Origin of the sequence: Marispirochaeta aestuarii, assembly GCF_002087085.1 — a bacterium.
Classification (GTDB): domain Bacteria; phylum Spirochaetota; class Spirochaetia; order JC444; family Marispirochaetaceae; genus Marispirochaeta; species Marispirochaeta aestuarii.
In genome coordinates, this window is sequence record NZ_MWQY01000017.1 from 17611 (window position 1) to 35237 (window position 17627).

Below are 17627 nucleotides of genomic sequence, written 5' to 3' on the forward strand. Positions count from 1 at the left end.
TTCAGGTATGCCTGCACACGTTCTCCTTACATGGCTTGGACAGCATGATCTTGATGCGGCCTTTGAAAAAAAAGAGGCGGGGCTCGGACCGATTGCTTCAGCCCTGGAGTCCGGTCTCTACAACAGGCTGGTGGTTCTATCCAACTACGATGCAGAAAAGTCCCGCCTGTACTGTTCCTGGATAGAGGTCATGTATCCCAGGGTTGTTACCATTCTCTATCCTGTGGTCCTGACCAGCCCCACCGATTATGAAGAGATCTATATTGCCTGCGAAGGGGTTCTGCAGCAGGAAGAATCTGATGATACAGAACTGACCTTTCACCTGAGCCCCGGCACGCCGGCCATGGCTTCGGTCTGGATTCTTCTGGCCAGCGGCAGATCCCGCGCCAGGCTGATCGAGACCCACAGGGAAGAGGGGCTCAAAGAGGTCAGACTGCCCTTTGATATTTTTGCCCGGTACCGTCCGGAAAAAACCCTCGCCAGCCACATCTCCGCCATCGATGACGCTCTGCTTCCCGGAAGCCCCGCCTTTGACGGAATTATTCATGAATCTGCCGAAATGAGACGGGCGGTGGCAAAGGCCAAGAGGGCCGCGGTGTTTGAGGTGCCGGTGCTTCTTTTAGGTGAGTCAGGGACGGGAAAAGAGCTTTTTGCCAGGGCTGTTCACCATGCTTCGACCCGATCTTCCGGCCCCTTTATCGCGGTAAACTGCGGTGCAATCCCGGAGTCCCTGGCGGAATCTGTCTTCTTTGGTCATGCCAAAGGGGCCTTTACCGGAGCTGTGGAAATGCGTCCGGGATACCTGGAGATGGCAGACGGGGGAACCCTGTTCCTCGATGAGATCGGAGAACTCTCCCGGGACCTGCAGGTTAAACTTTTGCGGGTACTGAACGACAGAAAGCTGCGGCGCCTGGGAGAGGACCAGGTCAGGGAACTCGATTTCCGACTGATCAGCGCAACTAATCGTAACCTTGCTCTCGATGCCGCCAGGGGCCGGTTTCGTCCCGATCTCTTTCATCGTATCGCTGTCGGGGTAATAAAGCTTCCCCCCCTGCGGGAACGCGGGCAGGATCTGCCGCTCCTTACGCGGCATATCTGCGCCAGGCTGAACCGGGAATTTTCATCCACCCCCGGATGGCAGGAAAAATCCTTAAATCCGGGAGCCATGAGGGCAATCGGCCGGCACCACTGGCCGGGAAATATCCGGGAGCTCATAAACACCCTGACCAGAGCTTTTGTCTTTTCCGGCGGGACAGAGGTCGACGAGACCGCGATCAGGGATTCCCTTATCGATTTTGATACCTCCTCGGATGGTCTGCTGGACCTGCCTCTGGGAGAGGACTTTTCCATTGAGGAGATTATTTCCCGGACTGCTGTGCATTATCTGGAACGGGCCATGAAACAGGCCGGTGGAAACAAAACCCGGGCGGCGAAGCTCCTGGGGCTTAACAGCTACCAGACCCTGAGCAACTGGCTGGAACGCTACGGGGTGGAAGAAGATTTCTGAATACGGACGGGAGACCGGGAAGGTATTGTCTGTAGCGAAAAACGGTGTTCCGGGCATATCCCCGGGTACGTGCAGGAGGGGTAAGTATGAAATTAAAAGCTAATGTAATCCTGCTGTTGGCTGTAATGGTGTTTTTATTCGCTTCGGTGAGTATTCCGTATACTCTTATACAGGTCAGTAAAATCCGAAACGCCGCCTTGCACTCAAGCGTTGAAACGATCAGGTCTGAACTGAAGCAGGCATTGAGCGCGAAGGAGGATGTCTGGCTGACAAATGCTCTGCAGATTGCTTTTAATCCGATCATATCAGGTGCGATGGAGCAGGGGGATCGTCAGACCTGCATACAAATCCTGAACCATTACAGCAGTGTCTTTAAGGATAATACGGGTTTTAAAAATGTGCAGGTGCATTTGATCGACAGCCAGCTCAGGTCTTTTGTTAAATCCTGGGATCCTGACAGCTTTGGGGAATCCCTCGATTATTCCCCCGGCTATAAAAAGGTTGCTCAAAGCAGAAAACCTCTGGTAACCATGGAGGTTTCTTCAAAGGGCCTGCGCTTGAAAGGACTCTTTCCTGTTATTGTGGATGGAGTTTTTACTGGAATAGTGAACTTCGAAGGCGGCCTTAACTCCATAAAAAGATCACTGCAGGAATACAATACGGAATTCCTCTATTTCATGTCCAACGAGGATCTTTCCATAGGGAAAGAAATACAGGGAAGTCCGGGCATAGAAGGGTATACCCTGAGTCAGAGCGATTTTGATGAAACCTTTCTTGCCCATGTACAGCAGAAAGTGAATACCCCGGACGCACTGTCGGCGTATGAATTTGACGATGCCTATTTGACCGCTGCGGTGCCGATCTATGACAGTGCCGATACTCTGGCAGGGCTGTATTTCGTGGGAAAAAGGAGCAAAGAGGTAACAGCTCAGCTTGATGAAGCTACCCGGGTTATCACAGTTCTGTTAACGGTTTTTTCTGTTCTCTTTGTTTTTGTCGTCATTACTGTGCTGATTTTTCTTGTACGCACTGTTATACGTCCTTTGGCGGAATTTACCGCCAAAATCAATCAACTCGCCAGGGGGAATCTGTCCTCGAACTTCAGCGACGGAAAAGATCGAAGGGATGTGATAGGTATACTTACCCAGGCACTTCAGCAGATGCAGAACAGTCTGCAGTATAAAGCTGAAATAATAGAGAGCTTCGCTGAAGGAGATTTTTCTGTCGATTTTGAAAAAGAGAGCGAAGAGGACACCCTGGGTGAGTCCCTGATTAGTATGAAGCGTTCTCTGAACGGACTGATCGGCCACGTGGAGAACACCATAGATCAGGTCAACAGCGGTGCCGACCAGGTAGCCCAGGCCAGCCAGAATCTCAGCCAGAGTTCCACCGAGCAGGCCAGCAGTCTTGAAGAGATTACCTCCTCCGCCACAGAAATCAACAGCCAGTCAAAGAAAAACGCGAAAAATGCTGTTGAGGCGCTCAGCCTGGCAAAGCAGGCAACAAAGGATGCTGAAGACGGTAACAGGCAGATGCAGGAAATGGCCAATATCATGGATACGATCAATGCATCCTCCGATGCGATCAACAAGGTGGTCAAGGTTATCGATGATATTGCCTTTCAGATAAATCTGCTGGCTTTGAATGCCAACATTGAAGCTGCACGGGCTGGTAAATATGGAAAAGGTTTTGCGGTTGTCGCCGAAGAAGTACGAAACCTTGCGGTAAAAAGTGCTGAATCAGTAAAGGAGACAACCCAGATGGTAAACGATACGGTGAGCAACATAAAGGCCGGGAGCGATGCCGCAGCCCTCACTTCCAGGCAGCTGGAATCAATCGTTGAAGAATCCGGCAAGGTTGCTGAACTCCTCGACGATATAGCCAAAGCCAGCAGGGATCAGGCACAGGCCATCTCTCAGATTTCCGACGGTCTGGATCAGATTGAGCAGACGACCCAGGCAAATACCGCCAGTGCAGAGGAGAGCGCTGCAGCCTCAGAGGAACTTGCCGGTCAGGCGGATCATCTTCGCGGTCTTATTTCTCAATTCCGGCTCGATCGCCGCTACAGCGAAGCTGTCCTGGCCATTGGTTCAGACAGTGAATATGATGACACATGAGAAAATGCTTTTTTAGAACAATGCAAGGGTACCTTTGATAAAATAAAAACCGATGACACCGCTTACAGCGAGTTTAATCAGGATGGCCGCCATGGTTCCGGTGAATACCCCGAAGGCGGCTTTGAAGGGTCTGGATTCCGGTCGTTTCCAGATAAGTTCTCCTGCCAGGGCGCCCAGAAAGGTTCCGATTATGGTTCCGAAGGGCGGAAAAAAGATGGTACCTATAATCATGCCCGCAATGCTGCCCCGGACTCCCGCCTTCCCTGCACCGGAGAGGCGCGAGGCGGCCACGGGGAGCAGGGAATCAAAAAGCGCCGCCGCCAGGGATATAACTCCCAGCAGGATTATCAGCCACAGAGGGTATATTTCCCATGATCCCGCCAGGGAAACCAGTATCAGTGAAACAAAGGCGACAGGAGGGCCGGGGAGTACCGGTGCAATGCAGCCGATGAGCCCTGCCAGGATAAGGAGACTGCCTGTAAGGGTGCTTAAGACAGCCGGGATCATCGGGAGTTCCGGTGTGCATCGAGAAAGCCCGTCAGAAAATTCCTGACGCATTCTCCCAGAGTGGATGTATTGTACCCCCCTTCCTGGAGAATCAGGGTCGGAAGGTCCAAGGCGGCAAAGGCTGCACCGATTTCAGGATAGTCTGCCGTATCGAGTCCGAGTCCGCCGATGGGATCATCCCTGTGGGTATCGAAGCCCGCGGAGATAATCAGATAGGACGGTTTAAAGTCCCTCACCTTCGCGAGTATCCTGTCCAGTGACGCCAGGTACTCTCTTTTTCCCGCTCCCTTGGGAAGCGGTTCATTATGGTTGGTCCCTGCGGCCTGACCCTTCCCGGTCTCCTCGGCATAACCCCAGAAATAGGGGTACTCCGAGGAAGGGTCGCAATGAACCGAAGAGGTAAAAACCGACTTGACCTCCTCAAAAAACTCCTGGGTACCGTTTCCGTGGTGGTAGTCAATGTCAACGATGGCGACAGTTCCGGAGGGCAGCAGAAACTCGGCCGCAACAGCGGCATTGTTGAAATAACAGTAGCCTCCGAAGACCCGGGGACCGGCATGGTGTCCCGAGGGGCGGCACAGGGCGTATACGCATCTCTCGGTGCCCTCGCGGATCATTTCTGCTCCCGTCAGGGCACTTTCGGCTGAAGCCCGGGCCACCTCGTATGTCCGTTTCTTGATGGGAGTTACCGCATCGGTGCACCAGATTCCGCCCCAGAGAGGTTCATGGACCTTTTTTTTGAGTCCCGCACCTTCTCCCGGAAAAAGATCTGGATAAAACTCCTCTTCGTCGTTGGCCAGCGAGGCGGAGGTGTTGCGAATGTAGTCGTGGTAGGGATGGAGGCGCGAGATCAGGCGTTCCGGGTAGTGCTGTGCCGTAACAAACTCGAAATCTGTCGATTCCCCCAGGGCCTCCTTTATGCTTGCCACCCGGAGGGGTGTGTCCTTCACTTCGTAGGTTTCAGGTCCGAGCTGGTATTTCCAGAAGGGGTTATGGAGACTGTCGTTGTATTTTTCAATGACTTTCATGAATCTTTCTCCCTTTGTTCAGAAGCTCAATAAGCCTGTCATGGGGAATCGGCGGACACCAGCGTTGCTGCCTGCCGTTCATGCCCCCGGAACAGAAGACGGCATTCAGCACCGCCTCCTCAGTTGCCTCGATTACCGCTTCGTAGACAATATTTATGTGATTGTCCGAGATACACTTCAGGTTGATAAAACTCCCGGATGAGCGTGCCACCCGTGGTTTCCGGTTGCCCGTACTGAAGGCGATAATAATCTCACCGCTTGTGGATGCGGCATAGGATCCGGTACGCCCCAGCCCCAGGGCCGCCCGCCGTGAGATACGGTTCAGCTGGCTGCTGATAAGGGGGACGTCCGTCGCCACCACGACAATAACCGAACCTTCAGATAACTCCCTTCGGCCGGAATGCTCAAACTCGGTATCGAGCTGACGTCCCACTACGGCGCCGTCAATTGTAAGGTTCCGCATCCTGCCGAAGTTTGAGAGCACAAGTACCCCGATGGTAAAGCCGCTTCCTTCCGGCAGATCGAAGATTCGGGAGGAGGTACCGATTCCTCCGGCGAAATCGAAGCTGGTCATCCCGGTCCCGGCACCTGTTGACCCCTGGGCGACCGGACCGGGGGAGGCCGCCTCAATCGCCTTTATGGCGTCCTGGGCGCTGCAGGTTCCGATTCGTACATCATTGAGAAAGGAATCGTCCGCTTCACCTACAACCGGAAGCACCACGTCGGTTTCAGTCCCCATGGTGGGGTATTTACGGCTCATGTGCTGAATTACGCCGGCGTGAACCCTGCCGACGGAGTGGGAATTTGTCAGGAGAATCGGTGTTTCGAGCCAGCCTGTCTCCAGAACCTGGGTGAGTCCGGACATTTCTCCCACGCCGTTAAGTACAAAGCCCCCTGCGGCTATGCGGTTTGCATAGGCCTGCCCGGCGGGTAGTACAGCGGTTACCCCGGTACGGATGCTGCTCGATTCGGTCTGTCCGGGTATCTGCACGTTGTCCTCGATCCTGGTCAGGTGACCGACCCGGACACCTTTGACGTCGGTAATCGCGTTTACAAGGCCCGGATTCATGCGGCCGATCTGGATTCCCAGCTCTCTCACGCTTGTTCGGGGAACTGTTGAAGGGTGCCTGTTTTTCTGGTTCTTCCTGGCGGGACGTATGGCCATACCGTAACGGCGTGAAGCGGAACGGATTATAAGCCGCATCACATCCCTGAACTCAAGTCCCCGTTCCCGTGCGGCGGTCATAAGGGATGCGTTGGGATGCAGACTGGGCAGGGGATTCAGTTCAATAAAGTAGGGAGTCCCGTCGGTGTGCAGACGAATATCCACCCGCCCGAGATCTGGACAGGTCATGATATCGAATACCTGCCGCGCCATATGCAGGACCGACCGCTCTTCGCTGCCGTCTATGCGGGCCGGACAGATTACCTGAACAGCCCGGGCCGCTTCGCCTCCCTGCTTCATGTCATAGTCGTAAATATTGAATTTGCCGCCGGTCCTTTCCAGGTCAAAGGTGTGTTCCACGATGTCGAGGATTTTCCCCGGGTATCCCTCAATAAAGGGCACGCTCAGCTCCCTTCCGGTAATGAACTCCTCCACAACCAGCCCCTCGGGATACTGGCTGAGCAGTTCCGCTATCCGCTGTTCTGCCTCTTCTTTTGATTCAACAACTGACCTTTGTGTAATGCCCTTGCTGGATCCTTCGGAGTTGGGTTTTATTATCAGGGGATAGCGGAGTTCTTCATCGATATGGCGGTTTTTTCCGCTTATAAGGACACCCTTCGGAACCCGGATACCCCGGGAAGAGAGCACGGTCTTTGCCAGATGTTTGTCCAGGTTAAGGTGGAGAAGCGAGGCGTTTCCGCCGGTAAAGGGAATGCCCATCTGTTCATACAGGCCGGGGTAAAAGGCCTCTCTGGAACTGCCGATGGTGCCCTCGGCAAGATTGAAGATAAGGTCGGGTTCGCTCTCCACCAGGCGCTCGATAACCTGATGAGGATTCCCGCTCACCTCGACAACCGTAACAGTATGCTGCAGGCTGCTGATGGCACGGTATATTCGCTCGATGTCCTTGGGACTCAGCAGTTCTGCGGTGGCTTCGGAGTCGTCGGTCCGCAGGTTATATGCGACGGTGATCCTCATGCATCCTCCCTGGCAGGGTAGAGTATACTACATTCCGGAGTATTCCGCGATCGCTCTCAGAAAATGGCTTCCGTACTTTGCCAGTTTTACCTCGCCGACTCCGGGTATATCCAGCATTTGATCACTGTTCTGCGGCAGGCGGCTGGCCATGGCCAGAAGGCTTGTGTCGGGAAAAATCATGTAGGGGGGGAGCCCCGCCTGGTCCGCGAGTCTTTTTCGCAGGCCTCTGAGCACTTCGAAGAGCTGACTGTCATGCTTTTCCGGACGGCTTTTTATTCTATCCGAATGCATTCCATCCTCATGAAGCTGTCCGAAAACCTCGAGTTCTCCCCGCAGTACCTGCCTGGCTTTCCCGGTGGGGAGGAGGCTTCCGTGCTGCGGGTCCTGCGTCAGAAGGCCCTGCCGGATAAACTGACGGGAAAGATGAAACCACTGCCGCTTTGTGTATTCCAGTCCAATCCCGTAGGTAGAGAGTTGGTCATGCCCCCGGTCCAGAACCTTTTGGGACTTTGACCCCCGAAGGACATCGATTATGTGCCCCGCGCCGAAAATCCGTCCCGTACGAATAACACAGGAGAGGAACTTCCGGGCTGCCAGGCTGATGTTGTCCTGATGTTCTGTTTGTTTTTTTTCCCTGCTGCAGTTATCACAGTGTCTGCAGTTATCGCCTTCAAAAGCCTCGCCGAAGTAGGAGAGCAGGGGTATTCTCCTGCATATCTCGGACTCGGCATAATTTATCATTGCCTTCAGGTGCAGTTCCGCGGCTTTCTGTCCCTTTTTATCCTTTCCGGAGATGAAATATCGAATTGTCCGTATATCGCCGTAGCCGAACAGCAGAAGACAATGGGAATCAAGACCGTCGCGTCCTGCCCGTCCGATCTGCTGATAATAACTTTCGATATTCTTGGGTAGATCACGGTGCAGGATAAAACGGATGTCCGGCTTGTCTATGCCCATACCGAAAGCGACGGTTGCAACCATTATCTGGACATCGTCCTTTATAAAAGCCCGCTGGTTTGATCGGCGTTCTTCGTCGCTTAGGCCTGCATGGTATGGGAGCGCCAGGAATCCCCGGGACCGAAGCATAGAAGCCGTTTCATCCACCCTGCGGCGTGTGGCACAGTAGATTATCCCGGATTGATCCGGGTATTGCCGGATAAAGTCCAGCATCTGGGAATCCGGATCCGACTTGATGCGTACCTCGAGGAAGAGCCCGGGGCGGTCAAAACCGGCGACAAAGACTTCCGGCCGGATCAGATTGAGGCTGCTGCAGATATCATGGCGTACCTGCTCTGTTGCAGTGGCCGTCAGGGCAATCCACACGCTCTTCGGGAATCGTGTACGCAGGGCGGCTATCTGACGGTATTCGGGCCTGAAATCGTGTCCCCACTCGGAAATGCAGTGGGCTTCGTCTATGGCTATACAGGAGATATCCAGTTGCTCAAGAAACCCGGCAGTTCGTTCCTGCAGCAGGGTTTCCGGTGCAGTATACAGCAGTTTTATCTCTCCACGGCTCAGCAGCCCCATGTTCTGACGGTATTCCTCAGCAGATAAGGAGCTGTTCAGACAGACGGCGGGTATACCGAGCTCCTTCAGCTGGGACACCTGGTCTTCCATCAGGGAGATAAGGGGAGAAACGACCAGAGTTAGTCCCTCCAGCACGAGGGCGGGAATCTGATAGCAGAGGGATTTTCCACCCCCCGTGGGCATTACAACGAGGGTATCCCTGCCGGCGAGGACAGACCCGATAATTTCCTTCTGCAGCGGCCTGAAACTGTCAAAACCGAAAACCCTCTTGGCAATTTTTTTTGCCTCTGTTGTAGATCCCATCATAGCCCTTTTATCTTAGCAGTTTTGTCAAGCAGACTGAACCGCCCATGTTTATACGTCAATCGTCAATACAGGATACCTGTATTAAACCAGGAAAAAGCGCCGTTGATTTCTTATTTCAGAGGTTTCGGAAAAAAGCGACATGGCATGGGCTTTCATTTTTCCCTGTGCTCTGAAAGAAGTTGCGCTATTTAAGGGACTCCCCTACAATGAAGCTATGAACAATAAGACGCTATTATTGCTGGGGTTGCTGGTATGGGTAATTCCGGGATTTGCCGGTGGAGAAAAGGAAGCGGAAAAGAAGGCCCTTCCAGGATATACAGGGATCGTTCATTACCTCGAAGGAAACGTAAGCATGGACGGAGAGTCCCTTGCCATAGGCGATACCGTTGCTCCTGGTTCCACGCTGACCACCGGCGAGGATTCCTACTGCGAGGTTGTTTTCGGCGGAAAGAATGTCTTTCGAATCCTTGAAAGTACCGTTGCGGTAATCGATCTGGAAAGGGGCAGGGGGAATATCCGGGTGGACAGAGGATCCATGGCCTTTCTCCTCAAACGGCTGTCTGCCCTGGATGCAGAGGAACCTGAATTCCTGGTGGATACTCCCTCCGCCGCTTTTGGGGTTCGGGGAACGGCCTTTTTTGTGGCCCTTGAGTCCCCTGCTTCGTCCTATGTCTGTGCCTGCAATGGCAGCCTCCAGGTGGAAGATGCGGCAGGAGGCAACATACAGGAACTCACCGGGTATCACCACAAGGCTTTACGCATTAAGAAAACCGGAGACGGGACTTTCGAATTTTCCGCCCCCGGTCTCCTGTACCACGATGATGAAGACATGAACAATCTTGCAAAAAGCATTGACGAGACAATTCCCTGGGGCCGCCGGGAGTATTAAAGGCTTCTATTCAACCACAATCTTCGAAAGCCATTTTACCCAGTTGGATCCGTCGTGGCTGCCGGCGGCCAGTCGCAGGGGAAATCCATGTACCCGGTGGAACTGCCTGCCGTTGAACTCCCAGGCAATCAGCATGTCATCTTTCATGGCTTCATTAACCGGAAAGCGCGTCCTGTAGGAGCCGTCGGGGGTCGAGAATATCACCATCTTTGCGTCCCGGCGTATTCCTGCCCGTTCAAGGAGGGTACGTACCGTAACACCTGTCCAGATTCCCGAATCAGTAAAGGTATCGACACAGATCAGATCCAGCTTTTCCCGGACCGTGGGCAGGGCTTTTACCTCCGCAAATGACAGGGAGAGGGGACGTCGCACTTTTCCGCTTACCGTAAGGCGGTAGCTCTCTTCGTCCAGGTCAAAGGGTTTTCCCGTTACATGAAGACCGTCAAAGAACTCACCGAACTCAAACTCCCGTTCCTCGGCTGCAGAAAAGGCCGCCAGGATAAAAATAAGACTTAGAACTGTCAGTACTTTTTTCATGTCCAGCTTCACCGGACTTCAGCTGCCTGCCTCAGTTTCTGCTGCCAGATGGTCTGATCGAAGCCATACAGAAAATCATTATCCGTTTTCAAAACAGGGTAGACTATGGATTTTCCCCCTGCGGGTTCAATTTTACGTTTTATTCTGACAATCTCTTTTTTCGGGAGTCTGTCCACCTGAAGATACCGAAAAGAAAGCCCCATACTCTCCAGGAGTTCCTTTGCCTCTCTGCAGTGATCGCAGAAAGAGAGACCGTAGAGCGTCAGTTCCGGTGTTTCAAGCCCGCCTTCCGGTTTGGTATAATCTGCCTTCATCAGGAGTTCCTCCCTGTCGATTCACTAGGTTTCTCAGAATCAGTTATATATATAATACACACTATATAAAGATAGTAGTTGTCTCCTGTCTGGTCAAGATAAAGTTGCCAAAACCGGGGTCGAGCAGTATTTTAAGCACCTATGAAGCGTAGTTTTAATTACACCCGAAAACCTGCCTGGATCCGCATGAGTCTTCTTACCAACAGGGATTTCAATACGATAAAAAAGAGGGTGGGAGAGCGCAGCCTCACAACGGTCTGCGAAGAAGCCCGCTGTCCCAACATCCACGAGTGCTGGGGAGAACACCGAACTGCCACCTTTATGATCCTGGGGGACACCTGTACACGGCGCTGCCGGTTTTGTGCGGTAAAAACCGGAATTCCCGGAGAAGTGGATCTGGCGGAACCCCTGAGGGTGGCCCGCACCATAAGCGAGATGGGAGCCGCCCACGCGGTCATTACCATGGTAAACCGGGACGATCTTGATGACGGAGGAGCAGCTGTCATGGCTGCCACGGTACGTAAGGTTCATGAACTATCGCCGGATTGCAGCGTGGAGGTGCTCTCCTCCGATCTGATGGGGGATAAAAAGAGCCTTGAAATCATGATGGATGCGGAACCGGAGATCATGAGCCACAACCTCGAGACGGTTCGACGCCTGACCTCCGGGGTGCGGTCAAGATCTGACTACGACCGTTCTCTGGGTTTTCTGCGAATGGTAAAGGAGATTGATCCTCAGAAGCTCACCAAGTCGAGTCTGATGCTGGGTCTCGGGGAAGAAAAGCATGAGGTACTGCAGACCATGGACGACCTCCGGGCGGTGGGGGTGGAGATCATCAACCTCGGGCAGTACCTTCAGCCTGGGCGTACTAATCTGCCGGTGGTCCGGTACTGGGAACCGGAGGAGTTCGACGAACTGAAAAACGCCGCCCTGCATCGGGGTTTTCTGCACTGCGAATCAGGCCCCATGGTACGTTCGAGCTACCACGCCGGCGACCAGTATCAGCTTATACGACAGCGGCTCCTGAGGGAAAGGGCTTAGAAATAAATTTCCGCCTTCAACTGTTCCCGCCGAAATCCTGTTTTCCGGGCAAGACTGAAAAGTTCGTAGATCATGTCGCTGTTTCCACAGGCATAGATTGTATCGAAACTGTTTAAAAAGTCCGGATTTGCCCGAAGGTATCCGGTTACCCTGCCGGAAAATGTACCTGAAGGTGCATCCCCCCTGCTGACACAGAGAATCAGTCTTCCGGAGCTAAAATCCCCGTGCAGGTAATCTTCCATAGCAAAGCGGACCCCATGGAGCAGGGTATAATCGGGTTGTTTCTCCGGTTCTGATGAGATGTGCACAAGGGAAGTAAAGGGAGCTATTCCGGTGCCCGTGGCGGCGAAGAGTATTCTTCCCTTCCGGCCTGCTTCAGGCAGAAGAAAGTCCCCGAAGGGTCCCCGGATTTCGAGAGAGTCCCCCGCTTTCAGCTCCGCCAGCACCGGGGTAACCAGACCTTGAGGGATGCGTCGGAAGAGGATGCGTCCTTCCCCTGATCCGGGTGCCGATGCAAGGGAGTATTCCCTCAGATGACCCATGCCTGCGGGCCCGGCCATTATGTACTGACCGGGTCTGAAGGAAAATGCTTCCAGGGAAAAATGTAAAGCATAGACTTCGTTGCCGAAATACTCCCTGGCGATTACCGGGCACAGCACAGGATCCTACCAGCCCCCGGAGGCCCCTCCGCCTCCGAAACCTCCACCGCCGCCGGAGAACCCGCCCCCGCCGAAGCCACCACGGGAGTAGCCGCTTCTGCCGCGGCTGCCTGCGCTGCCAAGCAGGGCCCCCCAGAACAGGGCGCTGCCGAAGGAACCGCCCATTCTGCGGCGCCGGAAGATCATGCTGAGAAAAATGATCACGGCGAAGGCAAAAAAGTTAAAAGCCGCGCCTTCTTCGCTTCTCGATTGTTCCCGTTGCGAGGCGGCCAGCGCCTGGGGAGATATATCCGCTTCGCCGCTTACAATTCCTCCGATGGCCTGCACCGCCTTCAGAATCCCCCCGTCAAAATCGCCGGCCCGGAATCGGGGCTGAATTATCTCCCGGATAATAAAGCCGCTCTTGATGTCTGTCAGGCTGCCCTCAAGGCCGTAGCCTGTCTCGATACGGATCTTTTTCTCCTTCATGGCAACCAGAAGCAGCACCCCGTCGTCCCGGTCGGCGTTTCCCAGCTTCCACTGGTCGGTAACCCGGATGGAGTAAGCCTCCAGGGATTCTCCTTCAAGACCCGGAAGCGTCAGGACGGCGATCTGTGGACCCGCCTGTTTTTCCACCGCTTCAAGATAGGCGGATATCTCCTCTTCGGCCCTGGCGGAGAGGATTCCCGCCTGATCGTTTACCCGTCCTGTAAGAGGCGGTACCTCCAGGGACAGAAGCGGGAGACTGAATAGCAGGAGAAACAGGGATATCAGGACCGTTACTGTACCTTTTCTTATCTTCACGATCCGCTCTCCAGTTCTTCCGGGGCGTTTCCCAGTTCGTTTGTATCCTTCTGCCGCCTTTCGACCTTCTGGGCGAGAATATCTCCGCACTCCTTTACCGCTTCAACAATGGCATCGGCAATCTTTCCTGCGGAGATTTTGCTGATCATTCCGTTCACAATGCTCGTCCAGGTTTCCGGATCGACCTTCTCGTTTATCCCCCGGTCGGCAATCAGTTCGACCCGGCGTTCCAGCAGGGAGACAAAAATAAGGATACCCGTGTGGTCCAGGGTATCATGGACGCCTGCTTCCATAAAGTGTCGCCGGGCCCGGGCCTGGACCGCTGCGGCCATCGCTTTTTTCGGTATGATCAGCCTGTCAACTCCAGGTATCTGGGCCAGAAAATAGGCAAGGGCGCCGGAGAACAGGGCAATCCAGCTGTAAATAAAAGGCAGCAGCCCGGGATTGAAATCCCAGTACAGGGCGGAAAAAAAGGCCTCCATTCTGCTGTCCATAAGTGCCGCAGCGGTAAAGACAATAAAGCCGACGATGAGCGCGAAGACCAGCTCCCGGAACCCGTAGTCGTCACTCTCGGCGATTACGGCGGTGGCTATTTCTCCGCCGCTTTTTTTTTCTGCCTCCGCGACAGCTGCGGCGATACGCCGGCTGTCGTTTTCAGATAATAGTGGTTTCATATGTATTTCCTAAAAGGATACCTGCGGTGCGCTGGATGCTCCCTCGGTTGCGGAAAAATAGGCCTTTTCCCGGAAACCCATCATGTTGGCAATGATTACCCGTGGAAACTGCCTGATGTAGGTGTTATAGCTTCGTGCAGTCTCGTTGAAGCGCTGTCGTTCCACGGCTATGCGATTCTCCGTACCTTCCAGCTGATCCTGCAGAGCCAGAAAGTTCTGGTTTGACTTCAGATCGGGATAGTTCTCGGTAATCATCAAGAGGCGCTGAAGGGCGGAACCAAGTCCCGCCTGGGCCTCCTGAAAACGTGCAAAGGCTTCCGGATCCTCCAGCAGGGACTCATCCATCTGCATAACTCCGCCGGCTCTGCTCCTGGCCTCGGTAACGGCGGTGAGGGTCTCCTGCTCCTGATTTGCAAAACCCTTGACTGTCTCCACCAGATTGGGAATCAGATCGTAGCGGCGCTGGTACTGGTTCTCCACCTGCGCCCAGGCAGCCTTGACGGATTCATCCATGCTTACCATGGAGTTGTAGGTACTCCGGAAACTGCTGTACATTAAAAAAAGGAGAACGAAAATAACACCCAGGACTATAAGTCCCGTACGTAATCCCTTGCTCATTGAACCTCCCGGCCCGGTGCTGCGGACACCATTTTTCTGTATGTATCACACTATAATACAAAGGAGACGTTCCATCGTCCACCACCCCGGCTTTTACCTGGAGGTATTTCTGAAACTCCTTGTAAAAAATGGAACCCTCATCTATTATATCCGGCAATGATCGATTTCAGTTCCGGACCACAGGTGTATTGTATCGGTATCAAGGGTACCGGAATGTGCGCACTGGCAGAATACTGTCGGCATGCAGGGGCCAATGTGGAGGGCTCGGATGTACAGGAGGTCTTCTATACCGATGAGATCCTGAAGTCTCTTGAAATACCCGTGCATACGCCCTTCAAAAGCGGGAATCTTCCCTCCCATATCGACTATCTTTTCTATTCCGCCGCCTATGACGCGGACAACAACCCGGAACTGGCGGAAGCCTCCCGGAGGGGCATCCCGGGAATGAGCTATCCCCAGGCTTTGGGGATGATCTCCCGGGGACAGCCCACCGGCGCGGTGGCCGGGGTCCACGGTAAAACCACGACCACTGCCCTGGCGGGTTCCATGGCTCAGGCCGCGGGCCTTCCCGTGGGAGTGATTGTCGGGTCGGGGGTTTCAAACTTCGACGGGCGCTCCTGCCTCTTCCTGGGAGACAAGGGTCTCATTGCCGAGACATGCGAATACCGTCGGCACTTTCTGAACATTTCTCCCCGCTGGCTGATTGTAACCAGTATAGAACCGGACCACCTGGATTATTTCAGGGATTACGGCGACATATTCGACGCCTTTACCGAGTACGCCCTGAAGCTGCCTGAAAACGGGACTCTTATCTACTGTGCGGACGATGCCGGGGCCTCGGAACTGGCCGGAAAAATGCGCATCCTTCGTGCCGACCTTCGCCTGATACCCTACGGTTTTTCCGCGGACGGCGAATATGGTATTCAAAATTACCGGGTGGAGGGAGAGCGGCTTGTTGCAGAACTGGCCGGTTTCAGTAAGCCTCTCCGGCTCCGCATCCCCGGCCGCCACAGCGTTCTGAATGCCGCCGCCGCCGCTGCCCTTGTAACTGTCATGGGGGCGGATCTGGGACTGAGTCTGGACAGGCAGAAACTGCTTTCTGGCTGCGAAGAATTCCGGGGAAGCCGCAGGCGCAGCGAGATAGTCGGCGAGGCCGGAGGGATACTCTTCATGGACGACTACGCCCATCATCCCACGGCAATACGCACCACCCTCCGGGGACTGCGGGAGTTCTATCCCCACCGGCGCCTGGTAGTGGATTTCATGTCCCACACCTATTCCCGTACGGCAGCCCTTTTCGACGGATTTGCCGCAGCCTTCGGCGATGCGGATGAACTGGTTCTCCACGATATTTACGCCTCTGCCCGGGAGGATTCCGGGGGAGTGAGCGGAGAACAGCTTTACCGGAAAACCGCGGAGAACCACCCCTCCGTACGCTACTATCCTGAACCGGCGGACTCCCTGGAAGAGCTGGATTCTTTGCTCTCTCCGGGAGACCTTTTCATCAGCATGGGAGCGGGAAACAACTGGCTGGTAAGTCACGAACTCTATAAACGACGGAAAGGAAGGTCAGCATGATCAGCATGACGGGTTACGGCTACTGCGAGGAGGAAACCGAGAAGCTCTATCTCTCGGTGGAGATAAAGTCGGTTAACAACCGCTACCTGGACATTCAGATCAATCTTCCGCCTTTTTTGAATCCTCTGGAACCTCGGCTGCGGGAGTTCATCAGCTCCCGGGTCCGACGGGGAAGAGTCGAGGTGTATATACGTCTGCGGGAGCTGGAAGAGGAACTGAAGGTTCACCTGGACCAGTCAGTGGCTTCCGAGTATGCGGAAATCCTGCGGCGGCTTGCCGAACAGACGGGAATAACGGAACCCCTGCGCCTTGATCATCTGCTGGGAATGGAGGGTATTCTGAAAAGTACCCGGAGCCGCGACCTCGAGCGTTACTGGGATGCAATTCAGCCGCTTTTGAGCCGGGCCTTTAATGATTTTTCCCTCACCCGTAAAAAGGAGGGGAGTGCGACAAAACAGGATATTCTCCGGCATATCGAAATTATCCGGGAGGCTCTTTCAGGGGTGGAGGTTTTAAAAGACGACCTGGAAAGCTACTTTACGGAAACCGTGCGGGGAAAATTCCAGGAGGTCGTGGGAGACCAGGTGGAGGAGAGCAGGGTTCTGACGGAAATCGCATCCCTGATGGTCAAATACTCCATCAACGAAGAGCTTGTACGCCTTAAAGGACACCTGAAGAGTTTCAGCAGCATTGCGGAATCCGAGGATGCCGTGGGAAAAAAACTTGATTTTCTGGCCCAGGAGATACACCGGGAAATAAATACCATCGGATCAAAAAGTGTTCAGTACGATATCAGCAGCGGCGTCGTTTCCATGAAGGACGCCCTTGAAAATATACGGGAGCAACTGAGAAATGTCGAATAGAAGAGGAATTATTGCCATATCAGGAAAGAGCGGCTGCGGTAATACCACCGTCACTCATCTGGTGGCCGAAAAGCTGGGCTTTCGTGTGGTGAACTATACCTTCCGGACCATGGCCAGGGAGATGGATATCTCCTTCGACGAGCTCTGTGCTCTGGCCGAAAAGGACGATGCCTACGATCTCAGACTCGACCACAGGCAGGTCGAACTCGCCAGGGAGGGTAACTGTGTTCTGGGTTCCCGCCTCGCTATCTGGCTTTTGAAGGAGGAAGCGGACCTGACAGTTTTTCTCGACGCCTCCCTGGAAATACGGGCCGAACGCATCGCATCCCGTGAGGGAGGAACACACATCGAGGTTATGGAAAAAACCGTCGCCCGGGACCAGCGGGATCATGAGCGCTATAAAAGAATTTACGGTTATAATAACGACGATTACCGTTTTGCCGATCTCATTATCGACACCTCCGTGTCGGACCAGTACGAGGTTGCCGGACAGATAGTTCAACAGTACCGTAATCTCGGCAGGGATTGAGTCTCAG

17 protein-coding genes are annotated in these 17627 nt (G+C 54.0%); 7 read left to right on the forward strand and 10 right to left on the reverse strand.

The window, feature by feature from the left end; all coding sequences use genetic code 11:
• Window positions 1–7 precede the first annotated feature (7 nt).
• Window positions 8–1507, forward strand: a complete 1500-nt coding sequence (locus B4O97_RS14435) for a sigma-54 interaction domain-containing protein (protein WP_143305721.1) — start codon at window positions 8–10, stop codon at window positions 1505–1507.
• Window positions 1508–1593: 86 nt separating this feature from the next.
• On the forward strand, window positions 1594–3624 hold the full coding sequence (locus B4O97_RS14440; protein ID WP_083051870.1) for a methyl-accepting chemotaxis protein: 2031 nt from the start codon (window positions 1594–1596) through the stop codon (window positions 3622–3624).
• A gap of 12 nt (window positions 3625–3636) precedes the next feature.
• Here the strand turns inward: B4O97_RS14440 and B4O97_RS14445 are convergent, their stop codons facing one another.
• Genes B4O97_RS14445 through recQ form a run of 4 tightly spaced genes read right to left on the reverse strand, consistent with a single transcriptional unit; the run spans window position 3637 to window position 9135 of the window.
• Complete coding sequence (locus B4O97_RS14445) at window positions 3637–4131, reverse strand: DUF456 domain-containing protein (RefSeq protein ID WP_158084315.1); 495 nt, start codon at window positions 4129–4131, stop codon at window positions 3637–3639.
• Window positions 4128–5159 carry a histone deacetylase family protein gene (locus B4O97_RS14450; protein WP_083051873.1) on the reverse strand — a complete coding sequence of 344 codons (1032 nt, stop codon included), beginning with the start codon at window positions 5157–5159 and terminating at the stop codon, window positions 4128–4130. The genes B4O97_RS14445 and B4O97_RS14450 overlap by 4 nt, the downstream gene beginning before the upstream one ends.
• Window positions 5146–7302 carry a P1 family peptidase gene (locus B4O97_RS14455; protein WP_083051874.1) on the reverse strand — a complete coding sequence of 719 codons (2157 nt, stop codon included), beginning with the start codon at window positions 7300–7302 and terminating at the stop codon, window positions 5146–5148. The genes B4O97_RS14450 and B4O97_RS14455 overlap by 14 nt, the downstream gene beginning before the upstream one ends.
• Before the next feature lie 27 nt (window positions 7303–7329).
• Window positions 7330–9135, reverse strand: coding sequence for a DNA helicase RecQ (gene recQ / locus B4O97_RS14460; protein WP_083051875.1), 1806 nt, complete (start codon window positions 9133–9135; stop codon window positions 7330–7332).
• A 214-nt stretch (window positions 9136–9349) separates the two neighbouring features.
• Between recQ and B4O97_RS14465 the strand changes: the two genes are divergently transcribed.
• Window positions 9350–10024 carry a FecR domain-containing protein gene (locus B4O97_RS14465; protein WP_158084316.1) on the forward strand — a complete coding sequence of 225 codons (675 nt, stop codon included), beginning with the start codon at window positions 9350–9352 and terminating at the stop codon, window positions 10022–10024.
• Window positions 10025–10030: 6 nt separating this feature from the next.
• Here the strand turns inward: B4O97_RS14465 and B4O97_RS14470 are convergent, their stop codons facing one another.
• Both B4O97_RS14470 and B4O97_RS14475 read right to left on the reverse strand, forming a co-directional pair.
• Window positions 10031–10561 (reverse strand): molybdopterin-dependent oxidoreductase, encoded by a 531-nt coding sequence (locus B4O97_RS14470; protein ID WP_143305723.1) that lies wholly within the window; start codon window positions 10559–10561, stop codon window positions 10031–10033.
• 8 nt (window positions 10562–10569) lie between these two features.
• Window positions 10570–10875, reverse strand: a complete 306-nt coding sequence (locus B4O97_RS14475; RefSeq protein ID WP_083051881.1) for a glutaredoxin family protein — start codon at window positions 10873–10875, stop codon at window positions 10570–10572.
• Window positions 10876–11016: 141 nt separating this feature from the next.
• On the opposite strand from B4O97_RS14475, the gene lipA reads away from it, so the two are divergent.
• A complete protein-coding gene (lipA, locus tag B4O97_RS14480; RefSeq protein WP_083051882.1) occupies window positions 11017–11916 on the forward strand; it encodes a lipoyl synthase in 900 nt (299 codons plus the stop codon).
• Here lipA and B4O97_RS14485 read toward each other — a convergent pair.
• From B4O97_RS14485 to B4O97_RS14500, 4 genes are read right to left on the reverse strand one after another with little or no spacing between them, the layout of a single operon-like run.
• Window positions 11913–12575: a ferredoxin--NADP reductase gene (locus B4O97_RS14485; RefSeq protein WP_083051884.1), complete on the reverse strand. Its 663-nt coding sequence runs from the start codon at window positions 12573–12575 to the stop codon at window positions 11913–11915. The two genes, lipA and B4O97_RS14485, sit on opposite strands and share 4 nt — an antisense overlap.
• A gap of 6 nt (window positions 12576–12581) precedes the next feature.
• Window positions 12582–13358 carry a TPM domain-containing protein gene (locus B4O97_RS14490; protein ID WP_083051885.1) on the reverse strand — a complete coding sequence of 259 codons (777 nt, stop codon included), beginning with the start codon at window positions 13356–13358 and terminating at the stop codon, window positions 12582–12584.
• Window positions 13355–14032 carry a TPM domain-containing protein gene (locus tag B4O97_RS14495; protein WP_083051887.1) on the reverse strand — a complete coding sequence of 226 codons (678 nt, stop codon included), beginning with the start codon at window positions 14030–14032 and terminating at the stop codon, window positions 13355–13357. Before B4O97_RS14495 ends, B4O97_RS14490 begins: the two co-directional genes overlap by 4 nt.
• 9 nt (window positions 14033–14041) lie before the next feature.
• Window positions 14042–14650: a LemA family protein gene (locus B4O97_RS14500; RefSeq protein ID WP_083051888.1), complete on the reverse strand. Its 609-nt coding sequence runs from the start codon at window positions 14648–14650 to the stop codon at window positions 14042–14044.
• 213 nt (window positions 14651–14863) lie between these two features.
• Here B4O97_RS14500 and murC point away from each other — a divergent pair, with 213 nt between their 5' ends.
• From murC to cmk, 3 genes are read left to right on the forward strand one after another with little or no spacing between them, the layout of a single operon-like run.
• Complete coding sequence (gene murC / locus B4O97_RS14505) at window positions 14864–16228, forward strand: UDP-N-acetylmuramate--L-alanine ligase (RefSeq protein ID WP_233143069.1); 1365 nt, start codon at window positions 14864–14866, stop codon at window positions 16226–16228.
• On the forward strand, window positions 16225–17091 hold the full coding sequence (locus tag B4O97_RS14510) for a YicC/YloC family endoribonuclease (protein WP_083051891.1): 867 nt from the start codon (window positions 16225–16227) through the stop codon (window positions 17089–17091). Before murC ends, B4O97_RS14510 begins: the two co-directional genes overlap by 4 nt.
• Window positions 17081–17620 (forward strand): (d)CMP kinase, encoded by a 540-nt coding sequence (gene cmk, locus B4O97_RS14515; RefSeq protein ID WP_083051893.1) that lies wholly within the window; start codon window positions 17081–17083, stop codon window positions 17618–17620. The genes B4O97_RS14510 and cmk overlap by 11 nt, the downstream gene beginning before the upstream one ends.
• Window positions 17621–17627 lie beyond the last annotated feature (7 nt).

What these genes read in the sequence shown, in the direction of transcription:
- B4O97_RS14435 (WP_143305721.1), top strand. Translation starts at nt 8, where the DNA reads ATGCCTGCACACGTTCTCCTTACATGGCTTGGACAGCATGATCTTGAT.
- B4O97_RS14440 (WP_083051870.1), top strand. Translation starts at nt 1,594, where the DNA reads ATGAAATTAAAAGCTAATGTAATCCTGCTGTTGGCTGTAATGGTGTTT.
- B4O97_RS14445 (WP_158084315.1), bottom strand. Translation starts at nt 4,131, where the DNA reads ATGATCCCGGCTGTCTTAAGCACCCTTACAGGCAGTCTCCTTATCCTG.
- B4O97_RS14450 (WP_083051873.1), bottom strand. Translation starts at nt 5,159, where the DNA reads ATGAAAGTCATTGAAAAATACAACGACAGTCTCCATAACCCCTTCTGG.
- B4O97_RS14455 (WP_083051874.1), bottom strand. Translation starts at nt 7,302, where the DNA reads ATGAGGATCACCGTCGCATATAACCTGCGGACCGACGACTCCGAAGCC.
- recQ (WP_083051875.1), bottom strand. Translation starts at nt 9,135, where the DNA reads ATGATGGGATCTACAACAGAGGCAAAAAAAATTGCCAAGAGGGTTTTC.
- B4O97_RS14465 (WP_158084316.1), top strand. Translation starts at nt 9,350, where the DNA reads ATGAACAATAAGACGCTATTATTGCTGGGGTTGCTGGTATGGGTAATT.
- B4O97_RS14470 (WP_143305723.1), bottom strand. Translation starts at nt 10,561, where the DNA reads ATGAAAAAAGTACTGACAGTTCTAAGTCTTATTTTTATCCTGGCGGCC.
- B4O97_RS14475 (WP_083051881.1), bottom strand. Translation starts at nt 10,875, where the DNA reads ATGAAGGCAGATTATACCAAACCGGAAGGCGGGCTTGAAACACCGGAA.
- lipA (WP_083051882.1), top strand. Translation starts at nt 11,017, where the DNA reads ATGAAGCGTAGTTTTAATTACACCCGAAAACCTGCCTGGATCCGCATG.
- B4O97_RS14495 (WP_083051887.1), bottom strand. Translation starts at nt 14,032, where the DNA reads ATGAAACCACTATTATCTGAAAACGACAGCCGGCGTATCGCCGCAGCT.
- B4O97_RS14500 (WP_083051888.1), bottom strand. Translation starts at nt 14,650, where the DNA reads ATGAGCAAGGGATTACGTACGGGACTTATAGTCCTGGGTGTTATTTTC.
- murC (WP_233143069.1), top strand. Translation starts at nt 14,864, where the DNA reads ATGTGCGCACTGGCAGAATACTGTCGGCATGCAGGGGCCAATGTGGAG.
- B4O97_RS14510 (WP_083051891.1), top strand. Translation starts at nt 16,225, where the DNA reads ATGATCAGCATGACGGGTTACGGCTACTGCGAGGAGGAAACCGAGAAG.
- cmk (WP_083051893.1), top strand. Translation starts at nt 17,081, where the DNA reads ATGTCGAATAGAAGAGGAATTATTGCCATATCAGGAAAGAGCGGCTGC.